Origin of the sequence: Enterobacter sp. BNK-22 (genome assembly GCF_048684805.1) — a bacterium.
In the GTDB taxonomy this organism is placed as follows: Bacteria; Pseudomonadota; Gammaproteobacteria; order Enterobacterales; family Enterobacteriaceae; genus Enterobacter; species Enterobacter quasiroggenkampii.
The window spans coordinates 1,644,156-1,665,069 of record NZ_JBLQTT010000001.1 but is presented as its reverse complement, the minus strand read 5'-3'; the positions used below and the strand labels follow the sequence as shown (position 1 = coordinate 1,665,069).

Annotated in this window: 20 protein-coding genes and 1 pseudogene; 14 read left to right on the top strand and 7 right to left on the bottom strand. The window is 57.4% G+C overall.

The window, feature by feature from the left end; all coding sequences use genetic code 11:
• Window positions 1-25 precede the first annotated feature (25 nt).
• From ACMGGE_RS07745 to xthA, 5 genes are read right to left on the bottom strand one after another with little or no spacing between them, the layout of a single operon-like run.
• On the bottom strand, window positions 26-646 hold the full coding sequence (locus tag ACMGGE_RS07745) for an ATP-binding cassette domain-containing protein (protein WP_196364730.1): 621 nt from the start codon (window positions 644-646) through the stop codon (window positions 26-28).
• Complete coding sequence (locus tag ACMGGE_RS07740; protein WP_420293608.1) at window positions 646-2,175, bottom strand: thiamine ABC transporter permease; 1,530 nt, start codon at window positions 2,173-2,175, stop codon at window positions 646-648. The genes ACMGGE_RS07745 and ACMGGE_RS07740 overlap by 1 nt, the downstream gene beginning before the upstream one ends.
• Window positions 2,148-3,308, bottom strand: a complete 1,161-nt coding sequence (locus ACMGGE_RS07735) for an ABC transporter substrate-binding protein (protein WP_420294180.1) — start codon at window positions 3,306-3,308, stop codon at window positions 2,148-2,150. The genes ACMGGE_RS07740 and ACMGGE_RS07735 overlap by 28 nt, the downstream gene beginning before the upstream one ends.
• A 15-nt stretch (window positions 3,309-3,323) precedes the next feature.
• Window positions 3,324-4,007 carry a TVP38/TMEM64 family protein gene (locus ACMGGE_RS07730; protein ID WP_048027519.1) on the bottom strand — a complete coding sequence of 228 codons (684 nt, stop codon included), beginning with the start codon at window positions 4,005-4,007 and terminating at the stop codon, window positions 3,324-3,326.
• A 6-nt stretch (window positions 4,008-4,013) separates the two neighbouring features.
• On the bottom strand, window positions 4,014-4,820 hold the full coding sequence (xthA, locus tag ACMGGE_RS07725) for an exodeoxyribonuclease III (protein ID WP_032667291.1): 807 nt from the start codon (window positions 4,818-4,820) through the stop codon (window positions 4,014-4,016).
• Window positions 4,821-5,253: 433 nt separating this feature from the next.
• Between xthA and astC the strand changes: the two genes are divergently transcribed.
• The 7 genes from astC (at window position 5,254) to ves (ending at window position 12,965) form a co-directional block, all read left to right on the top strand.
• Window positions 5,254-6,474: a succinylornithine/acetylornithine transaminase gene (gene astC / locus ACMGGE_RS07720; protein ID WP_420293607.1), complete on the top strand. Its 1,221-nt coding sequence runs from the start codon at window positions 5,254-5,256 to the stop codon at window positions 6,472-6,474.
• Window positions 6,471-7,505 (top strand): arginine N-succinyltransferase, encoded by a 1,035-nt coding sequence (gene astA, locus ACMGGE_RS07715; protein WP_008500686.1) that lies wholly within the window; start codon window positions 6,471-6,473, stop codon window positions 7,503-7,505. Before astC ends, astA begins: the two co-directional genes overlap by 4 nt.
• Window positions 7,502-8,989: a succinylglutamate-semialdehyde dehydrogenase gene (gene astD, locus ACMGGE_RS07710; RefSeq protein ID WP_420293606.1), complete on the top strand. Its 1,488-nt coding sequence runs from the start codon at window positions 7,502-7,504 to the stop codon at window positions 8,987-8,989. Before astA ends, astD begins: the two co-directional genes overlap by 4 nt.
• Window positions 8,976-10,301 carry an N-succinylarginine dihydrolase gene (astB, locus tag ACMGGE_RS07705; RefSeq protein ID WP_063621411.1) on the top strand — a complete coding sequence of 442 codons (1,326 nt, stop codon included), beginning with the start codon at window positions 8,976-8,978 and terminating at the stop codon, window positions 10,299-10,301. The genes astD and astB overlap by 14 nt, the downstream gene beginning before the upstream one ends.
• 10 nt (window positions 10,302-10,311) lie before the next feature.
• On the top strand, window positions 10,312-11,277 hold the full coding sequence (gene astE / locus ACMGGE_RS07700) for a succinylglutamate desuccinylase (protein ID WP_045910254.1): 966 nt from the start codon (window positions 10,312-10,314) through the stop codon (window positions 11,275-11,277).
• Window positions 11,278-11,615: 338 nt separating this feature from the next.
• A complete protein-coding gene (gene spy / locus ACMGGE_RS07695; protein ID WP_008500682.1) occupies window positions 11,616-12,110 on the top strand; it encodes an ATP-independent periplasmic protein-refolding chaperone Spy in 495 nt (164 codons plus the stop codon).
• Window positions 12,111-12,407: 297 nt separating this feature from the next.
• Complete coding sequence (ves, locus tag ACMGGE_RS07690) at window positions 12,408-12,965, top strand: environmental stress-induced protein Ves (RefSeq protein ID WP_021241069.1); 558 nt, start codon at window positions 12,408-12,410, stop codon at window positions 12,963-12,965.
• Here ves and cho read toward each other — a convergent pair.
• The gene (gene cho / locus ACMGGE_RS07685; RefSeq protein WP_198925569.1) at window positions 12,943-13,833 is read right to left on the bottom strand and encodes an excinuclease Cho; all 891 of its coding nucleotides are present in this window, start codon (window positions 13,831-13,833) and stop codon (window positions 12,943-12,945) included. The two genes, ves and cho, sit on opposite strands and share 23 nt — an antisense overlap.
• Before the next feature lie 103 nt (window positions 13,834-13,936).
• Window positions 13,937-14,761 carry an ammonia-dependent NAD(+) synthetase gene (gene nadE / locus ACMGGE_RS07680; protein WP_032651538.1) on the bottom strand — a complete coding sequence of 275 codons (825 nt, stop codon included), beginning with the start codon at window positions 14,759-14,761 and terminating at the stop codon, window positions 13,937-13,939.
• A 221-nt stretch (window positions 14,762-14,982) separates the two neighbouring features.
• On the opposite strand from nadE, the gene osmE reads away from it, so the two are divergent.
• The 7 genes and pseudogenes from osmE to chbG all read left to right on the top strand — a co-directional run bounded on the left by osmE (window position 14,983) and on the right by chbG (window position 20,831).
• On the top strand, window positions 14,983-15,324 hold the full coding sequence (gene osmE, locus ACMGGE_RS07675; protein ID WP_008500677.1) for an osmotically-inducible lipoprotein OsmE: 342 nt from the start codon (window positions 14,983-14,985) through the stop codon (window positions 15,322-15,324).
• A 284-nt stretch (window positions 15,325-15,608) separates the two neighbouring features.
• A pseudogene (gene chbB, locus ACMGGE_RS07670) lies at window positions 15,609-15,925 on the top strand (PTS N,N'-diacetylchitobiose transporter subunit IIB).
• 79 nt (window positions 15,926-16,004) lie between these two features.
• Window positions 16,005-17,363 carry a PTS N,N'-diacetylchitobiose transporter subunit IIC gene (gene chbC / locus ACMGGE_RS07665; RefSeq protein ID WP_023311283.1) on the top strand — a complete coding sequence of 453 codons (1,359 nt, stop codon included), beginning with the start codon at window positions 16,005-16,007 and terminating at the stop codon, window positions 17,361-17,363.
• 46 nt (window positions 17,364-17,409) lie between these two features.
• On the top strand, window positions 17,410-17,757 hold the full coding sequence (gene chbA, locus ACMGGE_RS07660; RefSeq protein ID WP_032639846.1) for a PTS N,N'-diacetylchitobiose transporter subunit IIA: 348 nt from the start codon (window positions 17,410-17,412) through the stop codon (window positions 17,755-17,757).
• 29 nt (window positions 17,758-17,786) lie between these two features.
• Window positions 17,787-18,605, top strand: coding sequence for a transcriptional regulator ChbR (gene chbR, locus ACMGGE_RS07655; RefSeq protein WP_029740446.1), 819 nt, complete (start codon window positions 17,787-17,789; stop codon window positions 18,603-18,605).
• 109 nt (window positions 18,606-18,714) lie between these two features.
• Window positions 18,715-20,070, top strand: coding sequence for a 6-phospho-beta-glucosidase (locus tag ACMGGE_RS07650; RefSeq protein ID WP_045910256.1), 1,356 nt, complete (start codon window positions 18,715-18,717; stop codon window positions 20,068-20,070).
• 11 nt (window positions 20,071-20,081) lie between these two features.
• Window positions 20,082-20,831, top strand: a complete 750-nt coding sequence (gene chbG, locus ACMGGE_RS07645) for a chitin disaccharide deacetylase (RefSeq protein ID WP_235404109.1) — start codon at window positions 20,082-20,084, stop codon at window positions 20,829-20,831.
• Window positions 20,832-20,914: the final 83 nt, after the last annotated feature.

Below are 20,914 nucleotides of genomic sequence, written 5' to 3'. Positions count from 1 at the left end.
AATCGGAAAACATTGCGTTAGCACATTATTGCCAGCGAGAAATCTCAATCAGCTCGCCGCCGGGTGGAATATCGTCCTCATCGTGCGTGACCAGCACCACCGGAATATTGCGCGCGCGGACGGCGTCAAACACCCATGCCCGAAATGAGGCCCGCAACGCTTTATCGAGGCGGCTGAACGGTTCATCCAGCAGCAGCGCCTGCGGCTCCGCGAGCAGGGCCCGCAGCAGGCTGACCCGGGCGCGCTCCCCGCCGGAAAGGGTGGCCGGATCGCTGGCGTAATGGCCGCTCAGCCCGGCGGAATCCAGCGCCTGCGCGACCGCTTCCCGCCGCGCGCTGCCGGCGATCCGCTCAGGCAGCGCCAGCAGCAAATTTTGCCCGACGCTGAACTGATCGAACAGCAGCGCGTCCTGAAAGAGAATACCCAGCCCGCGGGACTCCACGGGAAGAGCGTCGCAGCGACGCGCGTCGAGCCACAGTTCGCCCCGCGCCTGGAAATCGTCTGACAGCGCGCCGACCATCCAGGCAAAAAGGGTCGATTTGCCGCTGCCGGACGGCCCCATCAGGGTGACGATCTCCCCCCGAGGCACGCAAAAACTGACCTCGCGGAAAAGCGGTTCGATGGTGAGATTTTTTACCTTCAGCATTAACGTAACCCTTGTCGGTAGCGGCCTAAGAGCCGGGATAGCAGGGCGGCAACACCAAACACCGTGCCCGTGATCAGCAATAATCCCAGCGCCCGGTTAGCAAGAATCGGGATGCTGCCCCCGCTGCTCAGCGCCACGGTTTCGGTGGTCAGCGTGGCGAAACGCCCCGCGCCCAGCCACAGCGTCGGCATGTATTGCGCCATGCTGACGGAAAAGCCGGTGGCAAAGGCCAGTAGCGCAGGGCGCACCAGCAGGGGGCATTTCACCAGGCAGAAGACTTTGGCCCGTCGCCAGCCGAGGGTTCTGGCGGTGAGGAGCAGACGGGGATCGATCCGGCGCCAGGCGGGTTGCAGCACCAGCAGCGTCCACGGCAATACCCACAGCAGGTGGCTCCAGAGCACGGCGGCGTAGTGCCCGTCGATGCCCAGGTGCAACGCAATCGCATACTGGCCGGTGACGAGCGGGAGGGCCGGAAGGGCGAGCGGTAACCATACCCACAGCGCGCCGCGCTGCGGACCCCATTCCAGCCAGAGTAAGCCGACGACCAGGGCGATCAGGGCTGAAAGCAGACCGAATGACAGGCTGGTTCCCACCGGGCCAACGTCTTCCCGTTGCGCCAGCATCAGCAGCACCGCGGCGCACAGCACGCCGCACGCGGGCAGGAACTCGCTCAGTGCCCGCTCAGGCAGGGCGAGCTGAGACCGGGGACGCGTTCCGGAGAAGTCCGCAAGCGTGCGAACCCATGCCTTCCAGAGTCCGTATCCCAGAGCGGCAAGCGCGGCCAGCAGCAGAAGGAGTAGCAGGCACAGCAGCGTCCCTTTTGCCTGCTGCTGCGCGTCGCCCTGGCTTAACCACTGCCAGGCCAGCACGGCCAGGGTAGGCGGGTTGCCCGGCCCGAGAACGATCGCCACATCGACGACCGACAGCGACCACGCCAGCACCGCCAGCATTACTGCCCCGAGGACAGGGGCGATAGCCGGCAGGATCAGCCAGCTGAGCGTCTGAAAACGCCCGTAGCCGAACGTCTGCAGGACGATTTTCTGCTGCGCGAGCCGTTTTTCCGGCAGTACGGCATAAATGGCCCACAGGACAAAGGCGCTCTCTTTGACCGCGAGCGTCAGCCCCAGCCCGGCGCCGTAGCGGTCAAACGGAGGGGAACAGACGGTGCAGACCTGATAAAACAGACCGCCCTCGGCAAACAGCAGTAGCGCGCCGGTGGCGAACGCCACATGGGGGATCGCCAGCAGCCACGGCAGGCGGGTTGTGAGACGTCGCCAGCGTTTCCCGGGCCAGACAAGGCTGACGAGGAGAAGGGCAATCAGCAACGCCCCCAGCGTGGCGATGAGCGTTGAGACCAGCGTGGCAATGGTTGCCTGAGGCAGCTGCGGATCGTTCAGCAGCCGCTGCCAGTTTGTCACCGAAAACGCCGGGGCAAGCAGCATGGTGCCGGCGGGCAGGAGCGGCAGATAAATCACCGCCATCGCCAGCCAGACAAGCCCGCTCAGCGGGTGCCGTAACGACGCAGCCATTCCTGCTCCAGCGCATTCACCCAGGCGGACTGGGGCTCTGCAAGCACCTTCGGCAGATCCTGCGGCGTGTGGGCCAGCAGCAGTCTGGCTTCATCTTCAGGCAGCGTTTTGGCATCCAGCACGCTCGGATCGCCCCAGATGGCCGGGTCAGCTTTGCGGATCTGCGCCTGCGGTGAAAGCAGGAAATTGGCGACCACTTTCGCCCCTGCGCTGGCGCTGGCATTGGCCGGAATCGCCACAAAATGAACGTTGCCGAGCATCCCGCCCTGGAAACCAAAACTGTAGCTGTCGGCGGGCAGTTCGCCGCTCGCCACTTTTTGCTGCGCATGTGCGGGGTTAAAGGTCAGGGACAGGTTCAGGCTGCCGCTGGCAAGCAGGGCATCCATCCGTGCAGGAGAAGGGAGGAAATCTTTCCCTTCGCGCCACAGCAGCGGGTGGAGTTTGTCCAGATAATCCCAGAGCGGCGCCGTCACCTCGGCAAAGGTGCTATCGGGGGCCTTTTGCAGTGCCTCCGGGTGAGCGGTTAGCGTCATCAGCAGCTGCTCAAGAAATGCCGTGCCGGTAAAATCGGGCGGGCGAGGATAGCTGATCTTGCCGGGGTGCTGCTGCGCGTAAGCCAGCAGCGCCTGAGGATCCACAGGCGGCGTCGGCATACTGGCCTTGCGAGCGATAAAGGTCAGCTGCGCGCCGCCCCACGGCGATTCCGCGCCGTCTGTGGGGATAGCAAAATCCTCCGTGACGGGCTTGCGGGTATCAACATAGCGCCAGTTGGGCAACGTCTGCGCCCATCCGGTCTGCAGCAGGTTTGCCTCTTTCAGCGTGCGGAAGTTCTCGCCGTTAACCCACAGCAGGTCGACGGAGCCGTTGGTCTTACGCCCCGCGGCGGCTTCGGTCTGAATGCGTTTTACCGCGTCGGCAGCATCCGCCAGCGGGACAATTTTAAGGGTAATGGCATAGTGCGTTTGCATCTCACCGCTGACCCACTCCAGATAGCGGTTGACCGCCGGATCGCCGCCCCAGGCGTTAAACCAGACGGTCTGGCCTTTAGCCTGTTGCTGAATGGCCTGCCAGCCGTCGGCGGCAAATAGGGGGGCTGCCAGCAGCAGACCGGTCAGAAACGTGCAAAAACGCACACGGCGCATAATGCCTCACTTTTTAGCAGACGGGAGAAAACGGGAAAACAGCCGGCGGGTGACCAGCGGTAATAACCCCAGTAGTGTAAAGGCGAAAACCATGCCCGGCGACAAAATATCGCGCAGCGAGGTCACTTTTCCCAGCGCGCGCCCGGCGTTCAGAAAGATAATCGTGGCGGGCAGCATGGCGACCTGGCTCACCCACCAGTAGCGAAATACCCCAATCCGGGTCAGCCCCATCAGCAAATTCACCAGAAAAAACGGGAACAGTGGCATCAGGCGCAGGGCAAAAAGAAAGTTCGCGCCGTCGCGTGCCATGCCGGTATTCACCGTACTCATCTGCCGGGCAAACCGCCGTTGCACCCAGTCGCGCAAAAAATAGCGGCTGGCGAGCATCGCCAGCGTGGCCCCGAGCGTGGAGGCAAAGGAGACCAGCACGGTGCCTTCCCACAGGCTAAACAATGCCCCGCCCAGCAGGGTCAGGACAGCCGCGCCGGGTATCGAGAGGGCGGAGACCGCCACATAGACCGCAAAAAAGATCAGCGCGCTGCGCAGCGGCGCGTGGTCGACATAGGCGAGTAACGCCAGATGGTGCGTTTTAATCCCTTCCAGGGAGAGGGTTCCCGGGGGAAGCATGATAAACGTCAACATAAATGCGCCCAGAAGGGCGCACAGGAAGAGTGTTTTTGGAATGTTCACGCGTCATTACAGCTTGAATTTAGCCCACACTGGCGCGTGGTCAGATGGTTTTTCCATGCTGCGGATGTCGTAGTCGATCCCGGTTTCGATGCAGCGCTCGGCCAGCGGTGTACTGGCGAGCAGAAGATCGATACGCAGGCCGCGGTTGTCGTCAAAGCCTTTAGAGCGATAGTCAAACCAGGAGAAGCGATCCTGCGTTTCCGGGTTGGCATTGCGGAAGGTATCCACCAGGCCCCAGCCCAGCAGGCGCTCCATCCACTCACGCTCTTCCGGCAGGAAGGAGCATTTGCCGGTGCGCAGCCAGCGTTTGCGGTTCTCTTCGCCAATACCGATATCGAGATCCGTCGGGCTGATATTCATGTCGCCCATGATCAGCACCGGATTCTCTTTTTTGAGTTCGGTGGTCAGGTAGTCCTGCAGATCCTGATAAAACTTCGCTTTCGCCGGGAATTTGGTTTCATGGTCACGGCTCTCACCCTGCGGGAAATAGCCGTTGATGACCGTAATATTCCCGATCGCAGAAGGGACTTCCGCCATGATAATACGACGCTGCGCTTCTTCACCGTCGCCCGGGAAGCCGCGACGCACGGAAACCGGCGGCGCTTTGGTGAGCAGCGCGACGCCATAGTGACCTTTCTGGCCGTGATAAAAGACGTTGTAGCCGAGTTTCGCCACCTCTTCGAGGGGGAACATGTCGTCGTGAACCTTTGTCTCCTGCAGGCCGATCACATCTGGCTGATGTTGCTCAACGATAGCTTCAAGCTGATGAGGGCGGGCACGCAGGCCGTTGATATTAAAAGAGACAAATTTCATAGTCGCTGCCAGTGCAAGGTGAATAGTGCAAGGATGGTAGCAGAATTTGCGTCAACTGTTACCGGCTTCGACCAATAACTGCAACAGATAATGCCGGTGGTGCAATATTTGCACCATTCTGACGCGCTTCGCCCTCAAACAGGGCGTAAATGGCCGATAAATTTCGCGAGCGATCACAATTCCAGAATTATATTTGGCCTGTGCATACTCTTTCTGATTTTCATGCGGCAAAGCGCCGCTTGTCGTAAAAATATTCACTTCTTATGCACTAAAAGTGAATAACTCCATATTGTAACCCATTGATATTCTGTTACCTCAACCCGTTTATGCATTTTTATCGCTGGCTGGCACGAAGGCTGCAATCTACATTCACAGTGCAAACACTCAATTATTTAACATTCAAATAACCTTTTATTTACCGGATGAGGTCGCTATGTCTCTGTCAATTACGCGTGAAAATTTCGATGAATGGATGATGCCGGTTTACGCTCCGGCGGCTTTTATTCCGGTTCGTGGGGAAGGCTCGCGCCTGTGGGATCAGCAGGGTAAAGAGTATATCGACTTTGCAGGTGGGATTGCGGTGAACGCGCTGGGTCATGCGCACCCGGCGCTGCGTCAGGCGCTGAACGATCAGGCGGCGAAGTTCTGGCATACCGGCAACGGCTTCACCAACGAGCCAGCGCTGCGCCTGGCCAAAAAACTGATCGACGCGACGTTTGCGGAGAAGGTCTTTTTCTGTAACTCGGGGGCGGAAGCCAACGAGGCGGCGCTGAAGCTGGCGCGCAAATATGCGCACGATAAATTTGGAACCCACAAGAGCGGTATCGTGGCGTTCAAAAATGCCTTCCACGGACGCACGCTCTTTACCGTCAGCGCAGGCGGGCAGCCCTCCTACTCGCAGGATTTCGCGCCGCTGCCGCCCGATATTCGTCACGGTATTTATAACGATCTGCAGTCCGCCAGCGAGCTGATTAACGATACCACCTGCGCGGTGATCGTCGAGCCGATGCAGGGCGAGGGTGGCGTGCTTCCGGCGCAAAAAGCGTTCCTGCAGGGGCTGCGCGAGCTGTGCGACCGTCACAACGCAGTGCTGATTTTCGACGAAGTGCAGACCGGCATGGGCCGCACCGGCGAGCTGTATGCCTATATGCACTACGGCGTGACGCCGGACGTGCTGTCGACCGCCAAAGCGCTGGGCGGCGGCTTCCCGATTGGCGCGACGCTGACCACTGATAAATTCGCCAGCGTGATGACCGTCGGCACCCACGGCACCACCTACGGCGGCAACCCGCTGGCCACCGCCGTCGCCGGACAGGTGCTCGACATCATTAACACCCCTGAGGTGCTGAAGGGCGTTAAGCAGCGCCACGACTGGTTTGTTGAGCGCCTGAATGCCATCAACAGCAAGGTTGGCCTGTTTAAAGAAATTCGCGGCCTGGGGCTGTTAATTGGCTGCGAGCTCACCGCTGAGTTTGCCGGAAAAGCTAAACTTATTTCACAGGAAGCGGCAAAAGTAGGCGTGATGGTGCTGATTGCCGGTGCTAATGTCGTGCGTTTTGCTCCTGCGCTGATTGTCAGCGAGGAAGAGGTGCAAACCGGTCTGGACCGCTTTGCGCTGGCGTGTGAAAAAGTGAAATCCGGGGTGTCATCATGATGGTCATCCGTCCCGTTGAGCGCGGCGATCTCGCCGGGCTCATGCAGCTTGCCGGTAAGACGGGAGGCGGGCTGACCTCGCTTCCTGCCGATGAAAAAACGCTGTCGGCGCGTATTGAGCGCGCCCTGCAAACCTGGCAGGGGACGTTGCCAAAAAGCGAACAGGGGTATGTGTTCGTGCTGGAAGACACCGACACGGGAACCGTGGCCGGGATCTGCGCCATTGAAGTGGCCGTCGGGCTGAACGACCCGTGGTACAACTACCGCGTGGGTACCATGGTTCACGCCTCGAAAGAGCTGAACGTCTATAACGCACTGCCCACGCTGTTTCTCTGCAATGACCACACGGGCGCCAGCGAGCTTTGCACGCTGTTCCTCGATCCGGCGTGGCGCAAAGAGGGCAACGGCTATCTGCTCTCCAAATCGCGCTTTATGTTTATGGCCGCCTTCCGCGATCGCTTTAACGAAAAAGTGGTCGCGGAGATGCGCGGCGTGATCGACGACACCGGCTACTCACCGTTCTGGGAGAGCCTGGGCGAGCGCTTTTTCTCGATGGAGTTCAGCCGGGCAGACTATCTCTGCGGCACCGGCCAGAAAGCCTTTATTGCCGAACTGATGCCGAAGCATCCTATCTATACCCATTTCCTCAGCCCGGAAGCGCAGGCGGTGATCGGCGAAGTGCATCCGCAAACCGCACCCGCCCGCGCGGTGCTGGAGAAAGAGGGGTTCCGCTACCGCAACTATGTCGACATCTTTGACGGTGGGCCTACGCTTGAGTGCGATATTGACCGCGTGCGCGCGATCCGTAAGAGCCGGCTGGTTGAGGTCTCTGAAGGCCAGCCCGCGCCGGGCGACTGGCCGGCGTGTCTGGTGGCGAACGAAAATTATGCCAACTTCCGCGCCATGCTGGTGCGGACCAACCCGAAATGTGAACGTCTGGTGCTGACGGCTGCAGAACTGGATGCCCTGAAATGTAACGCCGGCGATAAGGTTCGCCTGGTGCGTCTCTGCCCTGAGGAGAAAACAGCATGACATTATGGATTAACGGTGACTGGGTCACGGGCGAAGGCGAACAGCGCGTAAAGACCAATCCGGTAGGAAAAGAGGCGCTCTGGAAGGGGAATGACGCCAGCGCTGCACAGGTGGAACAAGCCTGCCATGCCGCTCGCCGCGCGTTTCCGGCGTGGGCAAAACAGCCTTTCGCGGTGCGCCAGGAAATTGTTGAAAAGTTTGCCGGGCTGCTGGAGGCAAACAAGGCCGAGCTGACGCGCATCATCGCGTCAGAAACCAGTAAACCGCGCTGGGAAGCGGCAACCGAAGTGACGGCGATGATCAACAAAATCGCCATTTCGGTGAAGGCATACCACACCCGTACCGGCGAACAGCACACCGAGATGCCGGACGGCGCGGCCACGCTGCGCCACCGTCCGCACGGCGTGCTGGCGGTGTTTGGGCCGTACAACTTCCCGGGGCATCTGCCGAATGGCCACATTGTGCCCGCGCTGCTGGCGGGTAATACCGTTATTTTCAAACCGAGCGAGCTCACGCCCTTCACCGGCGAGGCGGTGGTTAAGCTGTGGGAACAGGCTGGTCTGCCGCCGGGCGTGCTGAACCTGGTGCAGGGCGGACGTGAAACCGGCCAGGCGCTGAGCGCGCTGAGCGATATCGACGGCCTGCTGTTTACCGGCAGCGCCGGGACGGGCTATCAGCTGCACCGCCAGCTGGCGGGGCAGCCGGAAAAAATTCTGGCGCTGGAGATGGGGGGCAACAACCCGCTGATTGTGGAAGACCCGGATGATATTGACGCCGCGGTGCACCTGACGATTCAGTCCGCCTTTATTACCGCCGGACAGCGCTGCACCTGCGCCCGCCGCCTGCTGGTGAAAAGAGGCGCACAGGGTGATGCTTTCCTGAAGCGTCTGGTAGAGGTAAGCGCGCGCCTGGTGCCAGCCGCGTGGGATGCCGATCCGCAGCCGTTTATCGGCGGGCTGATTTCCGAACAGGCCGCGCTGAACGTGCTGAAGGCCTGGCAGGACCACGTCGCGCGCGGCGCGAAAACCTTGCTCGAACCGAAGCAGGTTCAGCCGGGTACCTCGTTGCTGACGCCGGGCATCGTTGAGATGAGCGGCGCGAGCAACGTGCCGGATGAAGAGGTCTTTGGCCCGCTGCTGTGCGTCTGGCGCTATGACGATTTCGATGCGGCCATTGCGATGGCGAATAACACCCGCTACGGCCTGTCGAGCGGGCTGATTTCGCCGCATCGCGAGAAGTTTGAACAACTGCTGCTGGAAGCGCGCGCCGGGATTGTGAACTGGAATAAACCGCTGACCGGGGCCGCGAGCACCGCGCCGTTCGGCGGCGTGGGCGCGTCGGGCAACCATCGCGCCAGCGCGTGGTATGCCGCCGATTACTGTGCCTGGCCGATGGCGAGCCTGGAAACCCCGGCGCTGACTCTGCCGGAGACGCTTAATCCGGGGCTGGACTTTACCGGAGGGGATCGTCATGAAAGCGCGTGAAGTTAACTTTGACGGGCTGGTGGGGCTGACCCACCACTATGCCGGTCTCTCTTTTGGTAATGAAGCCTCCACGAAGCACCGTTTTCAGGTCTCCAACCCGAAGCTGGCGGCGAAGCAGGGGCTGCTGAAGATGAAAGCGCTGGCGGATGCCGGTTTCCCGCAGGCGGTGATCCCGCCGCAGGAGCGTCCGAACGTGGCGGTGCTGCGTCAGCTCGGCTTTAGCGGCACCGATGAGCAGGTGGTCGAAAAAGCGGGTACGCAGACGCCGCATCTGCTCTCGGCGGCAAGCTCGGCCTCTTCGATGTGGGTCGCCAACGCGGCAACCGTCGCGCCGTCAGCCGATACGCTGGATGGCAAAGTCCATCTGACGGTGGCGAACCTGAATAACAAGTTCCACCGCGCCACCGAAGCGGAAACCACCGAGCGCGTGCTGCGCGCCATTTTCAGTCAGACCGCCCATTTCGAGGTGCATCAGGCCTTGCCGCAGGTGGCGATGTTTGGCGACGAAGGCGCGGCAAACCATAACCGCCTGGGGGGCGATTATGGCGAGCCGGGTCTGCAGCTGTTTATTTACGGGCGCGAAGAGGGGGGCCACGCCGCGCCAACTCGTTATCCTGCGCGTCAGACGCTTGCAGCCAGCCAGGCCGTTGCCCGTCTGAACCAGGTCAATCCTTCCCAGGTGATTTTCGCCCAGCAGAACCCGCATGTGATCGACCAGGGCGTGTTCCACAACGACGTGATTGCCGTTTCCAACCGCCAGGTGCTGTTCTGCCACGAGCAGGCGTTCGCCCATCAGGAAAAGCTGCTCGCCACGCTGCATGAGCGCGTACGCGGCTTTACGCCCATTCAGGTGCCAACGGCGGCGGTAAGCGTGCAGGACGCGGTTGAAACGTATCTGTTCAATAGCCAGCTGCTGAGCCGCGATGACGGCAGCATGATGCTGGTTCTGCCGCAGGAGTCCCGGGATCATCAGGGCGTGTGGCGCTACCTGACTGAACTGGTGAAGGCCGATAACCCGATTGACGAACTGCGCGTGTTTGACCTGCGTGAAAGTATGGCCAACGGCGGTGGTCCAGCCTGTTTACGTCTGCGCGTGGTCTTGACTCAGGACGAAATGCAGGCGGTTAATCCGGCGGTCATGATGAACGATACGCTCTTTACGCGCCTGAATGACTGGGTCGATCGCTACTATCGCGACCGTCTAACGCAGGCCGATCTGGTTGACCCGCAGCTTCTGCGTGAAGGACGCGAGGCGCTGGACGCGTTGTCGACAATCCTGCAACTGGGATCGGTTTATCCGTTCCAGCGCTAAAGGAGTGGATATGGAAAATTTACTGGCGCTGACCCTGGCCGATGAAACGCCGGAACAGAAAGAGGGGGACGGTCCCTCATTTCGCTGGCGGTGGCTGGGGCGCGGGGTGCTTGAGCTGACGCCGACAGCAAAAAGCGATCTGTCGCTGCTGCTTTCAACGGGCATTCACGGGAATGAAACGGCACCGGTTGAGATTGTCGATCTGCTGCTGCGCGCGCTGTATCGCAATGAGATTGCCCTGACGTGCCGCGTGCTGGTGGTGCTCGGCAATCCGCCTGCGCTGGCGGAAAACAAACGGTATCTGGTGAGCGACATTAACCGCATGTTCGGCGGGCGCTGGTCGCAGTTTCCGCAGAGTGACGAAACGGCGCGGGCAGCGTGGCTGGAGAACGTCGTGACCGCGTTTTTTGCCGCTGCGGGACCGGCGCGCTGGCATCTGGATCTCCATACGGCCATCCGCGCGTCCTACCATGTTCGCTTCGGCGTGTTGCCGCAGCGCAATCAGCCGTGGGAGGAAGATTTTCTGAGCTGGCTGGGAGACGCCGGGCTGGAGGCGCTGGTGTTTCACCAGTCGCCGGGCGGAACCTTTACGCACTTCACCTGTGAACACTTTGGTGCGTTGTCCTGTACGCTGGAGCTGGGGAAAGCGCTGCCGTTTGGGCAAAACGATCTCTCTCGCTTTGCGCCTACGCATCTCGCCCTGCGGGCGCTGCTGGGAGGAAAGGCTCCCGAGCCTACGCATCAGCCCGTCGAGCGGTACCGGGTCGTCCAGCAGATCACGCGCCGCAGCGATGCCTTCCTGCTCCATATGGCCGCGCATACCCTGAACTTCACGCCGTTCCGCAAAGGGGCGCTGCTGGCCGAGGATGGCGAGGAGCGTTATGAGGTGCAGAAAACCACCGAGTATGTTTTATTTCCTAATCCCACCGTGGCGTTTGGCCTGCGTGCCGGACTGATGCTGGAAAAAATATCCTGAACCTTTCCCCTCTCTTCATCCGGGAGGGGAAGTAAAATACCCTTTCTTAGCAATTAAAGCGCCTGTCCGTGTTTTGCGGAATATTCCTGGTGAATTGCTTTATTATTCACCTTCACTCCGTTATACTTATTCTAAATCGCTTTAAAATCATCGTATTGAATATTTTTTGTTGCAACTCTCCACGCTTTATCCTTATTTCCTCCACATTTGGTGAAAATTTGTTTTTTACACTTTCATTGTTTTACCGTTGCTCTGACTAATTGACGATAAACCCCGTAAAGTTAATCTCGTCAACACGGCATAGCGCCGAAGAATAACTGAAAGAAAGGAAATAAATTATGCGTAAGTTTACTGCACTGTTTGTTGCTTCTACCCTGGCTCTGGGCGCTACCAGCATGGCGTTCGCCGCAGATACTGCGACCACAACCGCTGCCGCGCCTGCTGAAGGCAAAATGATGATGCATCATAAAGGCCCGGGTATGCACAACGAGATGATGATGTTTAAGGATCTCAACCTGACGGATGCGCAGAAACAGCAGATCCGCGATATCCGGAAAAGCGAACGCGACCAGATGAAACGTCCGCCGCTGGAAGAGCGTCGTGCCATGCATGACATCATCGCCAGCGACAGCTTCGACAAGGCAAAAGCCGAAGCGCAGATCGACAAAATGGCCGAGCAGCACAAAGCCCGTATGCTGGCTCACCTGGAAACCCAGAACAAGATCTACAACATTCTGACCCCGGAACAGAAAAAACAATTTAATGCGAATTTTGAGAAGCGTCTGACAGAACGTCCGGCGATGGAAGGTAAAATGCCAGCACCAACCGAATAATCGGTTCACTCTCTTAAGACCGCCGGGATCCTGTCCACAAAAGCGAAAACGCTGTGGACAGGACCGGCGGTTTTTCTTTCCTGCCCTCTTGTCTGCCGCCGCCAGCGCGGTATGCTCCTGTAGTCGCATCAGAGAATGTTTGTAGAGTCATGGCGTTAGCATTTTTATTAACGTTCCGCTAAGGCCTGCCCGCTCTGCTGCCGATACTGTGTCTGTGAATACCTAACGATAACAAACAAGACAGCAACGATAGCAATATCCTTGCCCTGGCACGGGTTGTGCCATTCAGGAGTGGTGATGGAGTTCTTTGATATCCGTAAAATGCCGGTCAGCCTGTGGCGCAATGGTGCGGGTGAAACGCGTGAGATTTGTTGTTTCCCTCCCGCGACGCGTGATTTTCACTGGCGTGCCAGTATCGCGACTATCGCCAGCAACGGCGAATTCTCCTCTTTCCCCGGCGTCGATCGGGTGATTACCTTGCTGGAAGGTGGGGAGGTGACGCTGGATGCCGGTCAGGCGTTCTTCCATACCCTGAAGCACCATCAGCCCTATAGTTTTGCCGGCGACCTGCCGGTGAAAGCGCTGCTGTCCGATGGGCGGATGGCGATGGACTTCAACATCATGACCCGTCGCGACTGCTGCCGGGCGAAGGTGCGCGTGGCTGACCGTACCTTTACCACCTTTGGCACACGCGGGGGCGTGGTGTTTGTGTTAAGCGGGGCGTGGCAACTGGGTGATAAATTGCTGACGGCCGATCAGGGCGCCAGCTGGGAGGAAGGTACCCATACGCTGCGTCTGCTGGAGGCTCAGGGTACCTTATTGTTCAGCGAAATCACGTGGCTGCCAGGCCATTGAGTTCAATGATCTCAAACTTACCGGCCAGCACAGGTTTACAGAGAATTTTGTAGCCATCGTGGTCAAATCCGGCGGGCGTGCGCAGCAGGGTTGCCGCGTCGTTGATATCGTCGACAGCGCCCAGCCAGAGCCAGTTATTGACGATGTGGTACTGGGTCATCGCGTCACCCACTTCTTTGAGCGCAACGGCGCTTTCCCAGGGCCAGCACTTCACGCTGATGGCCCCCAGACCGGAGAGGAGCCGTTCGTGGTGCGCCTCAACGCTCTCTTTCCCACAGCAGGCACCGGCACAGCGCTTCAGCGCGGATCGAAAACAGGCGCGTCCGCGCGTGGTCGCCTCCAGGCCCAAAAGGCTGTAGCAAAGCTGGAGCTCGTCCGCCAGCGTCTGCAGCGCCTGAAGTGCGGCACGTTTATTGGCGAACAGTCCGTAGAGATTCGGGGCATGAGAAAAATCGACGTCGCGCGCGTAGACGACCTGTGGCTTGCCTTCGTTGATCTGCAGGGAGCAGAGCTGACGGTTGCGGCGCAGGCGCTTGTTGAAAAGCGGCTGTTGTTCTTTTATCAACCGCGCCTCCAGCAACAGCGCGCCCATTTCTCCCGCCGTCTGGAACCAGGTAATGCGTCGCGACTGGCGCAGCATGGCGGCCTCGTCCGGCGTACGCAGATGGGATAATACCCGACTGCGAATGTTAACGCTCTTGCCGATGTAGAGCGGCAGGGTGTCGCTTTCGCCGTGAAAGATGTACACGCCCGGCTGTTTAGGCAATGCTTCAAGCCAGGGGCGAAGGTGCTCGGGATATTCGTAGATAGCCGCCGCTTCAAACTCAAGACGCGGGGCGGATTGACGCCTGCTCACATACTGCTCCATATACTGTTCAGGTATACAGTGTAGCAGGAGTGTGGTGGTTAAAAAAGAGCCGGGTGGCGGCGACGCCTTACCCGGCCTACAAAACGGGGTTACCGTTTTGCCTTTATTTCCAGAAGTCGTCAAACACCGTAATCGGTGGGCGACGCTTGTGCTCGGTTTTCAGATACCAGCCTTCGATGATCTTCGCGGTGCCTTCATCCAGCTTTTTGCCTTCCAGATAATCATCAATGTTGTCGTAGGTGACGCCAAGGGCCGCTTCATCCGGCAGGGAAGGGCGATCGTCTTCAAGGTCAGCTGTCGGCGCTTTCTTATACAGATGCTCAGGACAGCCCAGCGCGGCAAGCAGCTGCTTGCCCTGACGTTTGTTCAGGCGGAAGATCGGGTTAATGTCGGTGCCGCCGTCGCCATATTTGGTGAAGAAGCCGGTGATCGCTTCGGCCGCATGGTCGGTGCCGACCACGACGCCTTTGGTCATCCCGGCGATGCTGTACTGCGCTTTCATGCGCTCGCGTGCCTTTTCATTGCCGCGAACGAAATCGCTCAGCTCAATGCCCGCTTCGCGTAACGCCTGCTCGCTTGCCAGCACCGAGCCTTTAATATTCACGGTCAGCACGCGGTCAGGCTGAATGAAGGCAATGGCGTCCTGGCAATCCTGCTCGTCTGCCTGTACGCCGTAAGGAAGGCGCACAGCGATAAACTGCAGCGTCTCATCGCCCGTCTCTTCGCGAAGCTCTGAAATGGCCATCTGGCAGAGCTTGCCGGTCAGCGTTGAATCCTGGCCGCCGCTGATGCCCAGCACCAGAGATTTCAGGAAAGAGTTCTTCTTTAAATACGCTTTTAAAAAATCCACGCTGCGGCGGATCTCTTCATGTGCATCTACCGCAGGCTTCGCGCCCAGCGCCTGGATAATCTCTTGTTGCAGAGTCATCACGCTCTCCATAAACAGAATGTGTTAACTGTTAAAACTAACCCTTTGGGCGAGAAACGACAAGGATCACAGTTTCGAGTGCGCTATTTTGCGCCGATTTAGCAGCTTATCGTTGTTTTATTAGAATTTTCCGAAATTCGTCTGGCGTAACGCACAAAGTTGAACAATAGTACTTTTTATCCCATGCTTAGATAACACGCTGATAAACAAGAGGACGGAATATGAACAAGAACGTAGCAGGAATTCTTAGCGCAGCGGCGGTACTGACTATGCTGGCAGGGTGTACGGCTTACGATCGCACCAAGGATCAGTTTACGCAGCCCGTAGTAAAAGACGTTAAAAAGGGGATGACCCGTTCGCAGGTGGCTGCGATTGCCGGTAAACCTTCTTCTGAAGTCACCATGATTCATGCGAAAGGGACCTGCCAGACCTATATCCTGGGTCAACGTGATGGTAAGGCAGAAACCTACTTTGTCGCCCTGGATGATACCGGTCATGTGATCAACTCCGGCTATCAGACCTGTGCTGAATACGACACCGATCCGCAGGCACCTAAGGCGTAGTCACCCTGCTTGCCTGAGGATGTTAACAAACCGGCCCCGGGGCCGGTTTTTTTATGAATCAGAAAATCTTATTTCTTTTCGCGAATTATTTGCCCGAAATGTGAGGGTAGTCAACAAGCCAGGTCAATGAGAGACAATTGTAGTCTATTCAGAATTATCCCCTGTCTGTACCATTGCGTATACTCACTCCAACGATAAACAACAGTACGCAAACTACCTGTCTGCCGGGACAGCGAGTCGAGTGATAGCGCGATGGCAGGTAGTCATACAAGAGGGAAATCACGATGGAAAAGAAACATATCTACCTGTTCTGCTCAGCGGGCATGTCAACCTCGCTTCTGGTCTCAAAGATGCGTGCGCAGGCTGAAAAGTATGAAGTCCCTGTGGTGATCGAAGCGTTCCCGAGACGCTGGCGGGCGAAAAAGGTCAGACAGCCGATGTTGTTTTACTGGGACCGCAAATTGCCTATATGTTGCCCGAAATTCAACGGCTGTTACCTAATAAACCGGTCGAAGTGATCGACTCGGGGCTGTACGGCAAGATTGATGGTTTAGGTGTTCTTAAAGCTGCTGTGGCAGCCATTAAAAAAGCTGCTAATTAATTTTTATTTTTCCCGTCAAAGAGTTATTTCACACACAATACGCCGTAACATGCGTTACGGCATTTAAGGGTATTTTCCTATGAGTAAAGTCATCGCTTCACTTGAAAAGGTACTCCTTCCTTTTGCTGTTAAAATAGGAAAGCAGCCTCACGTTAATGCCATCAAAAACGGCTTTATTAAATTAATGCCGTTGACGCTGGCCGGGGCCATGTTCGTTTTAATTAACAACGTTTTTCTGAGCTTTGGTGAAGGTTCCTTCTTTTATTCATTAGGAATTCGGTTAGACGCTTCCACTATTGAAACCCTTAATGGTTTTAAAGCCATCGGCGGCAACGTCTATAACGGTACGTTGGGAATTATGTCGCTGATGGCGCCTTTCTTTATTGGGATGGCGCTGGCAGAAGAGCGTAAGGTCGATCCGCTGGCCGCCGGGTTATTATCCGTCGCCGCCTTTATGACCGTCACGCCTTACAGCGTGGGTGAAGCCTATGCCGTTGGCGCCAACTGGCTGGGTGGGGCTAACATCATCTCCGGTATTGTTATCGGCCTGGTGGTGGCAGAGATGTTCACCTTTATCATCCGTCGAAACTGGGTGATTCGCCTGCCGGATAGCGTACCGGCTTCTGTATCCCGTTCATTTTCCGCGTTGATTCCAGGCTTCATTATTCTCTCCATCATGGGGATTATTGCCTGGGCGCTCTCTCACTGGGGCACAAACTTCCACCAGATCATCATGGACTCTATCTCTACGCCGCTGGCGTCGATGGGTGGCGTGGTCGGTTGGGCGTATGTGATTTTCACCTCTCTGCTGTGGTTCTTTGGCGTGCATGGTTCACTGGCACTGGCCGCGCTGGACAGCGGAATTATGACCCCATGGGCACTGGAAAACGTTGCACTTTATCAGCAGTACGGCTCCGTTGACGCGGCGCTGGCAGCGGGTAAAACCTTCCATGTGTGGGCGAAGCCGATGCTTGACTCCTATATCTTCCTGGGCGGTACCGGGGCGACCTTGGGTCTGATCATCGCGGTCTTTATTGTCTCTCGTCGTGCTGACTATCGTCAGGTCGCGAAGCTAGCGCTGCCATCAGGCATCTTCCAGATTAACGAACCGATCCTGTTCGGTCTGCCAATCATCATGAACCCGGTCATGTTCATTCCGTTCATCCTGATTCAGCCGCTGCTGGCCGCTATCACCCTGACGGCGTACTACATGGGCATCATTCCACCGGTCACCAACATTGCACCGTGGACCATGCCGGCGGGCCTGGGTGCCTTCTTCAACACCAACGGCAGCGTCGCGGCCTTCCTGCTGGCGATATTCAACCTCGGGATTGCCACCCTGCTGTACATGCCATTCGTGGCGATTGCGAACAAAGCCGCCACCATCATTGATGAAGAAGAGAGCGAAGAGGATATTGCCCTCTCACTGAAATTCTAAGATTGACGGCGCGGGGAAACCCGCGCCAGCCACAAGGAGCTTAAACATGTTAGATTTGGATAGTATTGTCGCAGACGACGCCGCCGAGAACGATCTGGAAGAAGTGGTGATGGGGCTTATCATCAACTCCGGGCAGGCCCGCAGCCTGGCCTATGCCGCACTGAAGCAGGCCAAGCAGGGGGATTTCGCCGCGGCGAAAACCATGATGGAACAGTCCCGCACGGCGCTGAACGAAGCGCACCTGGTGCAGACAAAGCTGATTGAAAGCGATCAGGGCGAAGGGAAGATGAAGGTCAGCCTGGTACTGGTTCACGCGCAGGATCACCTGATGACCTCGATGCTGGCACGTGAGCTGGTGGCGGAGCTCATTGAGCTTCACGAGAAGATGCAGTAAGTCAGACTGAGTAGCAGGAGGTTAGCACGATGGAAATTAAAACCGCACTTGAACAGCAGTTGTTTAATGGCAAAAATTTTCACGTGGTTATCTACAACAAGACGGAGAGCGCCAGTGGTCTGCATCAGCATGACTACTACGAGTTCACGATTGTTCTGACCGGTCGCTATTATCAGGAGATCAACGGTAAGCGCGTCCTGCTTGAACGAGGGGATTTCGTCTTCCTGCCGATGGGGTCTTATCACCAGAGCTTTTACGAATTTGGTGCCACCCGCATTCTTAATGTGGGCGTCAGCAGACGTTTCTTCGAGAAGCACTATCTGCCGCTGGTGCCGTTCTGCTTTGTGGCCTCTCAGGTCTATCGGGTCAAAAACGAGTTCATGACCTGGATTGAAACGGTGATCGCCTCGCTTAACTTCCGCGACAATGAATTTGATGAGTTTATTGAAACGGTGACCTTCTACGTGATGAACCGGCTGCGTCATCATCGCGAAGAGCAGCAGGTGACGGATGATATTCCGCAATGGCTACGCAGCACCGTTGAGCTGATGCACGACAAAGGCCAGTTCAGCGAAAATGCGCTGGAAAATATGGTCTCCCTGTCGGGGAAATCCCAGGAATATCTTACCCGTGCGACGCAGCGTTATTATCGTAAAACGCCCGTGCAAATTATTAATGAAATCCGCATTAATTTTGCTAAAAAACAGCTGGAAATTACCAACTATTCTGTCACCGATATTGCTTACGAGTCAGGATACAGCAGTCCCAGCCTGTTTATTAAAACCTTTAAGAAATTGACGTCATTCACACCGAACAGTTACCGGAAAAATTTGACGGTAATTAATTAACTTTCGGCGGATTACCCGCCACGAATATTGCTTTAATGGCTTGCCCAAATAGCGGGAAGAGCACGCTATACCTTGCAGGCGATTAACCTGATACGCTAAGGGAGATATTATGCAGAAGAAATTAAAAGTCGTAACCATTGGTGGCGGCAGCAGCTATACCCCGGAATTACTTGAAGGTTTCCTGAAACGTTATCATGAATTACCGGTCAGCGAATTATGGCTGGTGGACGTTGAGGAAGGTCAGGAGAAGCTGAATATTATTTTCGATCTGTGCAAGCGCATGGTGGAAAAAGCGGGCGTGCCTCTGACCGTGCATAAAACCCTCGATCGTCGTCTGGCGCTGAAAGATGCGGATTTCGTCACCACCCAGCTGCGCGTCGGCCAGCTGAAGGCGCGTGAGCTGGACGAGCGTATTCCGCTGAGCCACGGGTATCTGGGGCAGGAGACTAACGGCGCGGGCGGCCTGTTTAAAGGCCTGCGTACTATCCCGGTCATTTTCGACATCGTCAAAGACGTACAGGAGATCTGCCCGAACGCGTGGGTCATTAACTTCACCAACCCGGCCGGCATGGTCACTGAAGCGGTCTATCGTCATACCGGCTTCAAACGTTTTATCGGCGTCTGCAACATTCCGATTGGCATGAAGATGTTTATCCGCGACGTGCTGGCGCTGACCGACAGCGACGATCTCTCCATCGATCTGTTCGGCCTGAACCACATGGTGTTTATTAAAGATGTCATCGTGAACGGAAAATCGCGCTTTGCCGAGCTCCTCGACGGCGTGGCCTCCGGTCGTCTGACGGCGGCATCGGTGAAAAACATCTTTGACCTGCCGTTCAGCGAAGGGCTGATCCGCTCGTTGAATCTGCTGCCTTGCTCGTACCTGCTTTACTACTTCAAGCAGAAAGAGATGCTGGCCATCGAAATGGGCGAGTATTATAAGGGCGGCGCACGTGCGCAGATCGTTCAGAAGGTTGAGAAGCAGCTGTTCGATTTGTATAAAGACCCGAACCTGAACGTCAAACCGAAAGAGCTGGAGCAGCGCGGCGGGGCCTACTACTCCGATGCGGCGTGTGAAGTGATCAACGCCATCTACAACGACAAGCAGGCGGAGCACTATGTCAACGTGCCGCACCACGGCCATGTCGACAATATTCCAGCTGACTGGGCCGTCGAAATGACCTGCATCCTGGGACGCGAGGGGGCTAAACCGCATCCACGCATCACCCACTTCGATGACAAGGTCATGGGGCTGATCCACACCATCAAAGGCTTTGAAGTGGCGGCAAGCAACGCGGCGCTGAGCGGTGAGCTCAATGACGTGCTGCTGGCCCTGAATCTCAGCCCGCTGGTGCATTCTGACCGCGACGCGGAGCAGCTGGCCAGCGAGATGATCCTGGCGCATGAAAAATGGTTGCCGAACTTTGCCGCCACGATCGAGAAGCTGAAGTTCAAACAGCAATAAGAGGACGCACAATGGAAAACCTGCTGATCGTTAATGCTGATGATTTTGGCCTCTCTAAAGGCCAGAACTACGGCATTATTGAAGCCTGTCGCCGGGGGGTTGTGACCTCTACAACGGCGCTGGTCAATGGTGAGGCGGTTGAACACGCGGCGCAGCTGAGCCGCGAAGTGCCGGAGCTGGGCGTCGGCATGCATTTTGTGCTGACGCTCGGGATGCCGCTTTCGCCAATGCCGGGCCTGACGCGCGATGGCCAGTTGGGTAAATGGATTTGGGAACTGGCGGAGCAGGGGGCTCTGCCGCTCGAAGAGATTGCCCGCGAGCTGGACTGTCAGTTCAACCGCTTCGTTGATGTGTTTGGTCAGACGCCGACGCATATCGACAGCCATCACCACGTGCATATGATCCCGGCGATTTTCCCGCTTGTCGCCGGGTTTGCACAGCGCAAAGGCGTGGCGATGCGCGTGGATCGCGAGGTGCACGGATTGCCGGACTGTGCTGTCACCACCACTGAGGGGTTCAGCAGCGCGTTTTACGGCGACGAGATCGACGACGCGCTGTTCCTGAAGGTGCTGGATGATTCCGCCGCGCGGGGTGAACGGTCGCTGGAGGTCATGGCACATCCTGCCTTTGTCGATAACACCGTGCGTAAAAGCGCCTACTGCTGGCCGCGTCTGGCGGAGCTGGATGTGCTGACGTCGCCGTCGTTGAAATACGCCATTGCCGAGCGCGGGTATCGGTTGGGGACGTTTGGGGATCTTTGAGATAAAGCCCGGTGGCGGCTTCGCCTTACCGGGCCTACAAAACCAATCGAATGTAGGCCGGGTAAGCGCGAGCGCCACCCGGC